General features: G+C 66.2%; 11 protein-coding genes and 2 tRNA genes. 10 read left to right on the top strand and 3 right to left on the bottom strand.

The genetic code is table 11. The features are described from left to right. Positions 1-76 precede the first annotated feature (76 nt). Both LDO13_RS10725 and LDO13_RS10720 read left to right on the top strand, forming a co-directional pair. On the top strand, positions 77-517 hold the full coding sequence (locus LDO13_RS10725; protein ID WP_263422168.1) for a ribose-5-phosphate isomerase: 441 nt from the start codon (positions 77-79) through the stop codon (positions 515-517). Continuing rightward, complete coding sequence (locus LDO13_RS10720; protein ID WP_224046740.1) at positions 517-1,458, top strand: DNA-formamidopyrimidine glycosylase family protein; 942 nt, start codon at positions 517-519, stop codon at positions 1,456-1,458. The genes LDO13_RS10725 and LDO13_RS10720 overlap by 1 nt, the downstream gene beginning before the upstream one ends. 125 nt (positions 1,459-1,583) lie before the next feature. Here the strand turns inward: LDO13_RS10720 and LDO13_RS10715 are convergent. Next, a tRNA-Gly gene (locus LDO13_RS10715) sits at positions 1,584-1,654 on the bottom strand. Between the two features lie 133 nt (positions 1,655-1,787). Here LDO13_RS10715 and LDO13_RS10710 point away from each other — a divergent pair. From LDO13_RS10710 to LDO13_RS10685, 6 genes are all read left to right on the top strand, one after another. Then, positions 1,788-1,862 (top strand) — tRNA-Pro (locus LDO13_RS10710). Between the two features lie 67 nt (positions 1,863-1,929). After that, positions 1,930-3,324, top strand: coding sequence for a trigger factor (gene tig, locus LDO13_RS10705; RefSeq protein WP_224046739.1), 1,395 nt, complete (start codon positions 1,930-1,932; stop codon positions 3,322-3,324). A gap of 246 nt (positions 3,325-3,570) precedes the next feature. Continuing rightward, the gene (locus tag LDO13_RS10700; protein WP_224046738.1) at positions 3,571-4,194 is read left to right on the top strand and encodes an ATP-dependent Clp protease proteolytic subunit; all 624 of its coding nucleotides are present in this window, start codon (positions 3,571-3,573) and stop codon (positions 4,192-4,194) included. A gap of 38 nt (positions 4,195-4,232) precedes the next feature. Next, positions 4,233-4,892, top strand: coding sequence for an ATP-dependent Clp protease proteolytic subunit (locus LDO13_RS10695; RefSeq protein WP_056430069.1), 660 nt, complete (start codon positions 4,233-4,235; stop codon positions 4,890-4,892). 149 nt (positions 4,893-5,041) lie between these two features. After that, positions 5,042-6,322: an ATP-dependent Clp protease ATP-binding subunit ClpX gene (clpX, locus tag LDO13_RS10690; protein WP_224046737.1), complete on the top strand. Its 1,281-nt coding sequence runs from the start codon at positions 5,042-5,044 to the stop codon at positions 6,320-6,322. A 162-nt stretch (positions 6,323-6,484) separates the two neighbouring features. Further along, complete coding sequence (locus tag LDO13_RS10685) at positions 6,485-7,057, top strand: disulfide bond formation protein DsbA (RefSeq protein WP_263422167.1); 573 nt, start codon at positions 6,485-6,487, stop codon at positions 7,055-7,057. A 357-nt stretch (positions 7,058-7,414) separates the two neighbouring features. Here the strand turns inward: LDO13_RS10685 and valS are convergent, their stop codons facing one another. Next, the gene (valS, locus tag LDO13_RS10680) at positions 7,415-10,021 is read right to left on the bottom strand and encodes a valine--tRNA ligase (RefSeq protein WP_224046735.1); all 2,607 of its coding nucleotides are present in this window, start codon (positions 10,019-10,021) and stop codon (positions 7,415-7,417) included. 72 nt (positions 10,022-10,093) lie between these two features. Here valS and LDO13_RS10675 point away from each other — a divergent pair, with 72 nt between their 5' ends. Then, positions 10,094-10,453 (top strand): DUF488 family protein, encoded by a 360-nt coding sequence (locus LDO13_RS10675; RefSeq protein WP_224046734.1) that lies wholly within the window; start codon positions 10,094-10,096, stop codon positions 10,451-10,453. Positions 10,454-10,470: 17 nt separating this feature from the next. After that, entirely contained in the window at positions 10,471-11,247 is a 777-nt protein-coding gene (locus LDO13_RS10670; protein WP_224046733.1) for an SDR family oxidoreductase, read from the top strand. A gap of 72 nt (positions 11,248-11,319) precedes the next feature. On the opposite strand, the gene LDO13_RS10665 is transcribed toward LDO13_RS10670, so the two are convergent. Next, the gene (locus LDO13_RS10665; protein ID WP_224046732.1) at positions 11,320-12,354 is read right to left on the bottom strand and encodes an endonuclease/exonuclease/phosphatase family protein; all 1,035 of its coding nucleotides are present in this window, start codon (positions 12,352-12,354) and stop codon (positions 11,320-11,322) included. Between the last annotated feature and the right edge of the window lie 30 nt (positions 12,355-12,384).

The following is a 12,384-nucleotide window of genomic DNA, read 5'->3' as shown; positions in this document are numbered from 1 at the left end:
GGCTGCCCGACTGAACGGATACGCCGTGACCCCTTCCGATTTCCCGCGCGTGCACATCGCCACCGACCACGCCGGCATGGAACTGAGCGCCCACCTCGTCAGCCACCTCACCGCCAAGGGCTACGAAGTGGTCGACCATGGACCCAAGGCCTATGACGCCCTGGATGATTACCCGTCCTTCTGCATCAACGCGGCCCTCGCGGTCGTGGCGGACCAGGAAGCCGGCGCCAACGCCCTCGGGATCGTCCTCGGCGGATCCGGCAACGGCGAGCAGATCGCCGCCAACAAGGTCAAGGGCGCCCGCGCCGCGCTGGCCTGGAACCTGTCCACCGCCAAGCTCGCGCGTGAGCACAACGACGCCAACGTTGTCGCCGTCGGCGGACGCCAGCACAGCGTCGCGGAAGCCACCGAAATCATCGAAGCGTTCCTGGCCGAACCCTTCAGCAACGATGAACGCCACGTCCGCCGGATCGGCAAGATCGCCACCTACGAGCGCACCGGCGAGGTCATCGACTAGTGCCGGAAGGGCATTCCGTCCACCGGCTGGCCCGCCAGTTCGGGGACGTTTTCACGGGGGAGCGGCTCGCTGTCTCCAGTCCGCAGGGCCGGTTCAGCCAGGGCGCGGCGCTGCTGGACGGCTGCACGCTCGTCGGCGCCGTGGCGCACGGGAAGCACCTCTTCCTGGAGTTTGAGCACGGGCTGTTCCTGCACGTCCACCTCGGCCTCTACGGCGCCTGGGACTTCGGCGGCGATGACCGCTTCCGGGGCGCGTCCAGCATCGGAGCGCCCCGCAAGGTGGGGGAGCGGGAAGAGTACGACGCAGTCGGTGGGGATGTTGCCGGAGCGGCCGGGGCGTACGCCGGCCCGCCCGCGCCGGTCGGAGCCGTCCGGGTGCGGCTCGCCGGCGCCCACGGCTGGGCTGACCTCCGGGGCGCGACCACATGCGCGGCGATCACGGAAGCGGAGGCCGCTGCCGTGCTGGCGCGGCTGGGCCCGGACCCGCTGCGGAACCTCCAGGGCGACCGGGACTCCTTCGCCGCCGCGATCCGGGCCAGGCGCACGCCGCTCGCTGCCCTGCTGATGGACCAGAAGGTTCTTGCCGGCGTCGGCAATGTCTACCGCGCCGAACTGCTGTTCCGCCAGGGCCTGGACCCCTGGCTGCCCGGGAAGGACCTCTCCGCGGAGGCGGCCGGGCGGCTCTGGGACGACACCGTCGCCATGATGTCCGACGGCGTCCGCGACGGCCGCATCATCACCACACCGCCGCGCTACTGGACCGGGTCCGACGGCGGCATGCCAGGGGACGGCGGATCCAGGGAGCTCCTGCCCGCCCCGGAGCTGTCCCACTTCGTCTACCGGCGGCAGGGACTGGACTGCCGCGACTGCGGAACGCCGGTGGCCCTGACCGAACTCGGCGCCCGGAAGCTTTACTGGTGCCCGGCCTGCCAGGCCCCGTGAGCCGTACCCCCATCGACTGCTCCATAACGGCCCTTTTGACCCGCCAAAAGGGCCGATCTGGAGCAGTCGACGGCTTGGGCACGAAAAAAGCCCCTCCGTGGAGGGGCTTTTTCGTCATATTTCGGAGGGGACGACGGGAATCGAACCCGCGTAATCAGTTTGGAAGACTGAGGCTTTACCATTAAGCTACGTCCCCGGGAATTCGCAGGAACTTTCCTGCAAAACTTCCGGGCGGCTGTTGAAGCCGGATACAACTAAACCCAATTCAGGGCCCCGCTGTCAAATGTGCAAACCGGCACAATATGACCGTAGACTGTTCTGTGCACTTACGGGGTGTAGCTCAGCTTGGCTAGAGCACCTGCTTTGGGAGCAGGAAGTCGCAGGTTCAAATCCTGTCACCCCGACTCTGCGAGTACCGCCAGGCTTTGGCGGTGCAGAACCCCACCCCCTAAAACCAGGAGTACTTAGACTGTGAAGAGCGCTGTCGAGAACCTCACCCCCACGCGGGTCAAGCTCAATGTTGAGGTCCCCTTTGAGGAATTGAAGCCCAGCATCGCAGAGGCATACAAGACTGTTGCTTCGCAGATCCAGGTCCCCGGCTTCCGCAAGGGCAAGGTCCCCTCCAAGCTCATCGACCAGCGCGTTGGCCGCGGCTACGTGCTGGAAACGGCCATCAACGACGGCCTCAACGGCTGGTACCAGGCTGCCGTGCAGGAAACCGGCATCCGCCCGCTGAGCCGTCCCGAGGTCGAAATCACCGAGGTTCCGGACCCGTCCGCCACCGACGGTGAACTCAAGTTCCACGCCGAGGTTGACGTCCGCCCCGAGATCGAACTGCCCGACTACGCCGGCATCAAGGTCGAGGTCGCCGCGGCCGAGTCCACCGACGCCGACGTCGACAAGGCCCTGGACGAACTGCGCGGCCGCTTCGGCACGCTGAAGTCCATCGACCGCCCGGCAGCCGACAAGGACTTCCTGACGATCGACATCACCGCCTCTATCGACGGCGCCGAAGTTGATTCCGCCACCGGCCTGTCCTACCAGGTCGGCGCCGGCACCATGCTCGAAGGCCTCGACGAAGCCGTCACCGGCCTCAGCGCCGACGAGGACGCCATCTTCGACACCACCCTCGTGGGCGGCGAGCACGCCGGCGAGTCCGCGCAGGTCAAGGTTGTCGTCAAGTCCGTCAAGGAGCGCGAGCTTCCCGAGGCTGACGATGACTTCGCCCAGCTGGCCTCCGAGTTCGACACCCTGGCCGAACTGCGCGAGGACCTCGCCAAGCAGGCCGCCGAGTCCAAGGTCGTCGAGCAGGGCGTCGAGGCCCGCGACAAGGTCCTCGACAAGCTCGTTGAGCTCGTAGCGGTTCCCGTCCCGGAGTCCGTCGTCGAAGAGCAGCTCGAGCAGCACTTCAACGCCGAAAACGCCCACGGCGAAGGCGAGCACGACACCGAGGAGCACCGCGCCGAGGTCAAGGCCAACACCGAGCGTGCCTTCCAGAACGAGATCATCCTCGACGCCATCGCGGAGAAGGAAGAAGTCAATGTCAGCCAGAACGAGCTGATCGACTACATCGTCACCACCGCCGGCCAGTACGGCATGGACCCGAACCAGTTCGCCCAGATCATTGATCAGAGCGGCCAGGTCCCGATGATGGTTTCCGAGGTCCGCCGCCGCAAGGCACTCGCCGTGGTCCTGGGCCAGGCCGAGGTCACCGACTCCGAGGGCAACAAGGTTGACCTCAGCGACTTCGTCCGCCCCGGCGGCGAAGAGGCGCCGGTCGAGGCACCCGAGGCCGCCGTCGAGGAAGCCGCTTCCGAGGAAGCTGCCACGGCCAAGAACGATGACCCGGCAGCAGTGAAGTTCTAACACTTCCTGTTCCCGCTGTTCCAGCCCGCACCCCCGGATCCACGATCCGGGGGTGCGGCTTTTTAAGCCCACGATGAACCCCCGCCGGCAATCGTGCGCCGTCAGCGAACAGCCCCGCGCCTGAGCACAAAGCGGCCCGGAAAACCGTTAGTGTCCATGTAGGAAAGTTCAGTGATGTCGTCCAGTGGCGTCACCGTCGCCAGCGAGAGGTAAGTACATATGTCACAGCAAGCAGGGGCACCCCGGATGGCTACTGTCGATCCGGCCGCCCAGGATAACTACATTTACAACCGCCTGCTGAAAGAGCGCATCATCTGGCTCGGCTCCGAGGTCCGCGACGAGAACGCCAACGCGATCTGCTCGCAGCTGCTGCTGCTCTCGGCCGAGAACCCCGAGAAGGATATCTACCTCTACATCAACTCACCGGGCGGCTCCGTCACTGCCGGCATGGCCATCTACGACACCATGCAGTTCATCCCGAACGACGTCGTCACCGTCGCCACCGGCCTCGCCGCGTCGATGGGGCAGTTCCTGCTCTCCTCCGGCACCAAGGGCAAGCGCTACGCCACCCCCAACGCCCGCATCCTGATGCACCAGCCCTCCGGCGGCATCGGCGGCACGGCCTCGGACATCAAGATCCAGGCCGAGCTCATCCTGCACATGAAGAAGGTCATGGCCGAGCTCACGGCCGACCAGACAGGCCAGACGGTCGAGACGATCCTCAAGGACAACGACCGCGACAAGTGGTTCACGGCCAAGGAAGCCCTCGAATACGGCTTCTTCGACAAGATCGCGGCGCACGCAGGGTCTGTCGCCGGCGGCGGCGGAACCAACGCCAACGGCGATAACGCCACGGCCACCGAGAACTGACCGGCACGTAGACAGCAATGAATTCAGGAGCAATGAACATGAACTACAACTTCGGTTCGACTGCCGGTAACCTGCCGAGCAGCCGCTACGTGCTGCCGCAGTTCGAAGAGCGCACGCCCTACGGCTTCAAGCGCCAGGACCCGTACACCAAGCTGTTCGAGGACCGCATCATCTTCCTCGGTGTCCAGGTCGACGACGCGTCCGCCGACGACGTCATGGCGCAGCTGCTGGTGCTCGAGTCCACCGACCCGGACCGCGACATCACGCTGTACATCAACTCCCCGGGCGGTTCCTTCACCGCCATGACGGCGATCTACGACACCATGACGTACATCCGCCCGGAGATCCAGACCGTCTGCCTCGGCCAGGCCGCCAGTGCCGCCGCCGTGCTGCTCGCGGCCGGCACGCCCGGCAAGCGCCTTGCCCTGCCGAACGCCCGTGTGCTGATCCACCAGCCCTCGCTCTCCGGTGGCCAGGGCGGGCAGGCTTCTGACCTGGAGATCCAGGCCGCGGAGGTCATGCGGATGCGCTCCTGGCTCGAAGACACGCTGGCCAAGCACTCCGGCCGGACGCCGGAGCAGGTCAACAACGACATCGAGCGGGACAAGATCCTCACCGCGGCCGAGGCCATGCAGTACGGCCTGATCGACCAGGTACTTGATTCACGCAAGATCAAGCCGCAGGCCATTGCCAAGTAGCGCAACAAGTAAGTAACAAGCAGTTTCCGACGCCGGTGCGGCCCACTTTAAGTGGCCGCCCCGGTGTCGGCTTTCCACCCAACCGGCCTAAAGTGACCTAGAGTGGAACATGTCACAGGCGGCAGCAAGATACTCAAAGGGGTTCACATATGGCTCGGATTGGCGAGAGCACGGATCTGCTGAAGTGTTCTTTCTGCGGAAAGAGCCAGAAGCAGGTTCGGAAGCTCATTGCCGGGCCCGGCGTCTACATCTGCGACGAGTGCATTGAACTCTGCAACGAGATCATTGAGGAAGAACTCGCCGAGGTTGCTGACCTGGGAAGTTTCGAGCTGCCCAAGCCCCGCGAGATCTTTGACTTCCTGCAGGAATACGTGATCGGCCAGGAGCCCGCGAAACGCTCGCTCGCCGTCGCCGTCTACAACCACTACAAGCGCATCCAGGCCGGCCACGCCCCCAAGAGCGGCAGCCTCGCCGAAGGGGTGCACCACGACGACGTGGAGATCGCCAAGTCCAACATCCTGCTGATCGGCCCCACCGGCTGCGGCAAGACGTACCTCGCGCAGACCCTGGCGCGCCGCCTCAACGTCCCGTTCGCCGTCGCCGATGCCACCGCGCTGACCGAAGCAGGGTACGTCGGCGAGGACGTCGAGAACATCCTCCTCAAGCTCATCCAGGCCGCCGACTACGACGTCAAGAAGGCCGAACAGGGCATCATCTACATCGACGAGATCGACAAGATTTCGCGCAAGAGCGAGAACCCCTCCATCACCCGGGACGTCTCCGGCGAGGGTGTGCAGCAGGCCCTGCTGAAGATCCTCGAAGGAACGGTCGCCTCCGTTCCGCCGCAGGGCGGCCGCAAGCACCCGCACCAGGAATTCATCCAGATCGACACCACCAACGTGCTCTTCATTGTTGCCGGCGCCTTCGCCGGGCTCGAGGAGATCATCGGCTCGCGGTCGGGGCGCAAGGGCATCGGCTTCGGCGCCCCGCTCAACGAGGTCAAGAACAACGCCGACTCCTATGGCGAGGTCATGCCCGAGGACCTGCTGAAGTTCGGGCTCATCCCCGAGTTCATCGGCCGCCTCCCGGTCATCACCACGGTGTCCAACCTCGACCGGGCCGCGCTCATCCAGATCCTGTCCACCCCCAAGAACGCCCTCGTGAAGCAGTACCAGAAGATGTTCCAGCTCGACGGCGTCGAGCTGCTCTTCGACGAGGAAGCGCTGAACACGATCGCCGACCAGGCACTCGAACGCGGCACCGGCGCCCGCGGGCTCCGCGCCATCATGGAGGAAGTCCTGCTTCCCGTGATGTTCGACCTGCCCAGCCGCGACGACATCGCCACCGTGGTGATCACGGAAGACGTCGTCTCCAGCAAGGCGGCGCCGACGATGATTGCGCACGACGTCAAGCGCCGCAAGTCCGCCTGAACCGGAATAAATAGGCCGTACCGTCCGCTGTTACCTTTGACGCGCCCGGTCATCGAGCCAGTGGTGCACTTTTCCCCCGCAGACTTCCTAAGGAGATCACCTGTGTCTGAGACCCTGACCGTCCAAGCAGAGACCAACAAAGCCGACTTCTGGTTCGACCCGATGTGCCCCTTTGCCTGGGTGACCTCGCGCTGGATCGGCGAAGTGGAAGAAGTCCGCGACATCAGCACCGAGTGGCATGTGATGAGTCTCGCCGTGCTCAATGAGGGCCGTGACGAGCTGCCCGAGCAGTACCGGGAGTTCATGAAGAAGGCGTGGGCTCCCGTCCGCGTCATCACGGCCGCCGCTGAACAGCACGGTGCGCAGTACATCAAGCCGCTTTATGACGCCATGGGCACCAAGATCCACAACGAAGGCAACAAGGACATCGACGAGGTCATCGCCAAGTCGCTGGCCGAGGCGGGACTGCCGGCCGGGTTGGCGGCAGCCGGCCAGAGCGACGAATTTGACGCGCAGCTCCGGACCAGCCACGAAGCAGGCATCTCCCTGGTCGGACAGGACGTGGGCACGCCGGTCGTCGCGTTCAACGGCACGGCCTTCTTCGGCCCGGTCCTGACCCGCATCCCGCGCGGCGAGGACGCCGGACGGATCTGGGACGCCACCGTGACCCTGGCATCCTTCCCCTACTTCTTCGAAATCAAGCGAAGCCGCACCGAAAGCCCGGTCTTCAACTAGGCCCTGAGACACCGCGCCGGGCACCCGCCCGGCGGGCCAAGAGCCCCGGAAGAATTACTGCGATGTAGTTCTTTCGGGGCTCTTGTGCATCCGGAACGGCGGGACAAGAATAGAACTTACCCACTTCGAAAGAAGAGGGACGCAGGAACCAAAGATTCAGTGACACTCATCCGACGCAGCCTTCGGCAAAGTCAGATGATGGCTACCAGTGACGAGGTAGGAAGACCTGAAAATCCAAGGATCCTGCCAGATTGTCTAAGACGTCACGTGACAATCGAAAAGTCGAAGCCCCACCAACGGCAAAACGCTGATGGGGCTTCCCCTTTGCCTGAAAACAGGCGGGCCGGATTCCGCTGGCTACGCCTCCGCCGGTGCCAGGACGACGTCGCTCACGGCCAGTTCGCCGTCGCCGCCCACCAGGGTCAGCTCGCGTGCGTTGGCTGCGGCCTTGAGGTCGGCGAGGCCGGCCTTCAGCTGCGTGGTGAGGGATTCCGAGGCCGTGATGGTCGCGGAGAGGACCTCGGTGCGCTGCTTGACCTTGGCCTCCGACTTGGCCTTGCGGATACCGCTGAGGGCGGTGCCCACGGTGGCCAGCAGGGTGGTGTCGCCGTCGACCGCGACGGCGGACGGCCAGTCGGCGCGGTGCACCGAACCGGTGCGCCACCAGCTCCAGACTTCCTCCGTGGCGAAGGGCAGGAACGGGGCGAACAGGCGCAGCAGCGTGTCAAGGCTCGTCGCCAGCGCCGCGAGGACGGAGGCCTGCTCGGCCTCGCCGGCAGCGCCGTAGGCCCGGTCCTTGATGAGCTCCACGTAGTCATCGGTGAAGTGCCAGAAGAAGCTCTCCGTGATCTGCAGGGCCCGGGCGTAGTCATAGCTCTCGAACGCCTTCGTGGCCTGCTGCACCACGTCGGCGAGCTGCGCCAGCACGGCGCGGTCCAGGGGGTTGCCCAACACGGACAGGTCCGAGGACACCACGGAGTCCTCGGTGGCGCCCAGGTTCAGCACGAACTTGGAGGCGTTGAGGAGCTTGATGGCCAGGCGGCGGCCGATCTTCATCTGAGCGATCTCGTAGGCCGTGTCTGCGCCGAGCTTGGCTGAGGCCGCCCAGTAGCGGACGGCGTCCGAGCCGTATTCCTCGAGCACGTCGGTCGGGACGATCACGTTGCCCTTGGACTTGGACATCTTCTTGCGGTCCGGGTCAAGGATCCAGCCGGAGATGGCTGCGTGCTTCCACGGTGCGACGTCCTGCAGGGCATCGGCGCGGACCGCAGTGGAGAACAGCCAGGTCCGGATGATGTCGTGGGCCTGCGGGCGCACGTCAAAGGGGAAGACCTTGGCGAAGAGTGCCTCGTCGGTGCTCCAGCCGCCCACGATTTGGGGCGTGAGCGAGGACGTGGCCCAGGTGTCCAGCACATCGGCGTCGCCGGTGAAGCCGCCCGGCACGTCGCGCTGGGCTTCCTCGAATCCGGGGGCCGCGTCCGCTGCGGGGTCCACCGGCAGCTGCGCGTCGGACGGAACGATCGGCGCCGCGAAGTCCGGATTGCCGTCGGCGTCGAGCGGGTACCAGACCGGCACCGGCACGCCGAAGAAGCGCTGGCGGGAGACCAGCCAGTCGCCGTTCAGCCCGGAGATCCAGTTCTCGTAGCGCGAGCGCATGAAGGCCGGGTGGAAGTCGATGTCGTGGCCGCGGGCAATGAGCCGCTCACGTCGTTCCGCGTCCCGGCCGCCGTTGCGGATGTACCACTGGCGGGAGGTCACCACTTCGAGGGGCTTGTCGCCCTTTTCGAAGAAGTTGACCGGGTGCATGATCTTCTTCGGCTCCCCGTCGAGGAGCTCCGCGGCGGCCAGGAGCTCCACCACGGCTTCCTTGGCGCTGAAGACGGTCTTGCCGGCGATGGCTTCGAAGTGCGCGCGGCCTTCGGCGGTGGTGATCCATTCGGGGGTCTCGCCGATGATCCGGCCGTCGCGGCCCACGATCGCGCGGGTGGGCAGCTGGAGTTCGCGCCACCAGGTGACGTCGGTGAGGTCACCGAACGTGCAGACCATCGCGACGCCGGAACCCTTGTCCGCCTTCGCGAGCGGGTGCGCCTTGACCTCCACCTCGACGCCGAACAGCGGGGAGGTGACCTTTTTGCCGAACAGCGGCTGGTACCGTTCGTCGTCGGGGTTCGCCACTAGGGCGGCGCAGGCGGCCAGCAGCTCGGGGCGGGTGGTCTCGATGTAGATCTTTTCGCCGTCCTCAGTGAAGAACGGGTAGCGGTAGTAGGCGCCCGCGACCTCACGGTCCTCAAGCTCGGCCTGGGCCACCGCGGTGCGGAAGGTGACGTCCCACAGGGTGGGTGCCTCCGCCATGTAGGCGTCGCCGGCGGCGAGGTTCGCCAGGAAGGCGCGCTGGGAAATCGCGCGGGACTTGTCATCGATGGTGCGGTAGGTCAGGTCCCAGTCCACGGACAGGCCGAGCGTCTGGAACAGGTTCTCGAAGACTTTCTCGTCCTCGACGGCGAGTTCCTCGCAGAGTTCGATGAAGTTCCGGCGCGAGACGACGTCGAAGTCGCGCTGGTTCTTGGCGGGCTCGGCTGGCGGACGGTAACCGGCGTCGTACGCGGTGGTGGGATCGCAGCGCACGCCGTAGTAGTTCTGCACGCGGCGTTCGGTGGGCAGGCCGTTGTCGTCCCAGCCCATGGGGTAGAAGACGTTCTTCCCGGTCATGCGCTGGTAGCGCGCCAGGACGTCGGTCTGCGTGTAGGAGAACATGTGGCCGACGTGCAGCGAACCCGACGCCGTGGGCGGGGGAGTGTCGATCGAGTAGACCTGCTCCCGGGTGGTGTCCGGGTTGAACTTGTAGGTCCCTTCGTCAAGCCAGCGCCGGGTGAGGGCGTCTTCCAGCCCCTCAAGGGCGGGCTTGTCCGGAACGTTGATGGGGGCGGTGGTGGGCGTGTCTGTACCCTGAGTGTCTTCAGCCATGGAGCAATTCTTTCACGCCCGGACGCGGGCGGGCGCGGTGGCCTCCCGGGCCGGCTTTAGTAACATGCGGAAATGGAAGATTCTGCCGGACGTTTCGTGATCAAGCGCGTCTATGACGAACCCGCGGACGACGACGGCTGCCGCGTCCTGGTGGACCGGCTCTGGCCGCGCGGTGTCAGCAGGGAGCGCGCCCAGCTGCAGCTGTGGCTCAAGGAAGTGGCGCCCTCACCGCCGCTGCGCACGGAGTTTGCGCACATGCAGGAACGGTTCGCCGACTTCCGCGCCGCCTACGAGGCGGAGCTCGAATCCAACCCGGCCGTGGACACCCTGAGGGAACTGGCGGCCCGGCACCCGAAGGTGACACTGCTGTTCGGGGCGAGGGACCTGCAGAGGAACCATGCCCGGGTGCTGCTGGAGTTCCTGCAGCACTAAAACGTTAGGGTGGTGCCATGACTGAGGAAATCGACATCAAGACATCAGCAGCCAAAGCGGCAGTAGTCACAGGCGCCAGCACCGGAATCGGCGAGTCCACCGTGCGGGCGCTCCGGGCCGAGGGCTGGACCGTGTACGCCGTCGCCCGCCGCGCGGACCGGCTGGCGGCGCTCGCCGCAGAAACCGGCGCCATTGCGCTTCCGGCGGACGTGACCGACGACGCCGACGTCGCCCGGCTCCTCGACGAGGTGACGCGCGCCGGCGGCATCGACACCCTCATCAACATCGCCGGCGGCGCCCGCGGCGCGGACAAAATGGCCGACGCCAAGACCGAGGACTGGGAATGGATGTTCGAGGTCAACGTCCTGGGCACCATGAAGCTCACCCGGGCGTTCCTGCCGATGCTGCGGGCCTGCGGTGAAGGCACGGTCCTGAACCTGACGTCGACGGCGGGGCTGTCCGCTTATGAGGGCGGCGGCGGCTACAACGCTGCCAAGTTCGCCCAGCATGCGCTCACCGGCGCCCTGCGCCTCGAAGAAGCCGAGCACAACCTCCGCGTGATCGAGGTCGCTCCGGGGCTGGTCCAGACGGAAGAGTTCGCGCTGAACCGCCTGGGCGGCAACCCGGACGCCGCCGCGAAGGTCTATGCCGGCGTCGAGAAGCCCCTCACCGCGGCGGACGTCGCCGACGTCGTCCGGTACGCCGTCGTGGCCCCGCACCATGTCAACCTCGACCAGATCGTGATCCGCCCGGTGGCGCAGGCGGCCAACTACAAGCTGATCCGCAAGGCGTAGCTGCAACGCGGGGTCACTTCCGGCCCATAAACCCCCCGTTTATGGGCCGGAAGTGACCCCGTGTTGCGTGGCCTAGCCGCCTGCAGGGACGGACAGCGTCACCATGATCGCGGCGTGGTCCGTTCCGGGCACCGCGTGCACCGCATAGCCCGCGCTGCGCACGGACGGGCTGGTGACGATGTGGTCGATCGTGATGCCGGGAAGAAGCAGGCCGTCCATGGGCCAGGTGGGGATCAGGCGCGATCCCTGGGCCATCCCCACGTCCACCACCTTCCGGCCCTCACCCTGGAGGAGCTGCCTGAATTCGGCATGGTCGTAGCTGGCGTTGAAGTCACCGGCCAGCACCACATTTCCCGGCCGGGATGCCACTTGGCCGAGCGCGGCGAGGTCGCTGCGCCACTGCGGCAGGCCGACGCCCACGGGAGCCCGCGTGTGGACGTTCGCCAGCTCGACGACGGCGTGCTTGCCCTGGGACTCGGCGGTGAGCCGGATCAGCGGCATCGAAAAATAGGAGTCGGGCACTGTCCCTGCGCGTTCCAGCTTGTGGACCGAGTAGACAGCGTTCCCGGAGGCACGGCCCGCGGGGGCACTGATCCTGTTCGGGAGCAGCTCGGCCAGCCCCGCAGCACCAAGCCGGTCTTCGAGAGCCTTGGTGTATTCCTGGATCGTCAGCAGGGTAATGCCGTTCTCGCGGACCAGCCGGACGATTTCCGCCGCGTCCGCCTTGCCGAGTTTGGCATTGAGGCTCATCGTCCGGAGCTCCAGGGTGTCCCCGGCTGTTCCCTCCGCGGAATCCGCCTCGGCCTGGCCGTAGTCCAGCGGGACCAGCCAGAAGAGCTGCACGGCCACGAGCCCCGCGGCGGCCCCGGCCATCCACCGCCGGCGGCCCAGCACGGCAAACAGCAGGGAGACGCTGGCAGGCAGCACCAGCCACGGAGTGAAGGACACCAACTGGACAACGGTGGTGGGCCATTCCCGCGGCACGGCACGGAACACGGAGACCACCACGACGGGCGCCGCAGCCAGCCCCGCCATCACCCTCCAGCCGGCGGCCGCAGTCCGCGCGGGGGTTCCTGGGGCAGCCTGGCCCCGGTCCCGGAACATCATGGGACTCAGTGTAGGCATTGCGGGCGGATT

The organism is Arthrobacter sp. NicSoilB4 (genome assembly GCF_019977335.1).
Lineage (GTDB): Bacteria > Actinomycetota > Actinomycetes > Actinomycetales > Micrococcaceae > Arthrobacter.
Note: the sequence above shows the minus strand (reverse complement) of the source record. Positions and strands in the feature narration are given on the sequence as shown.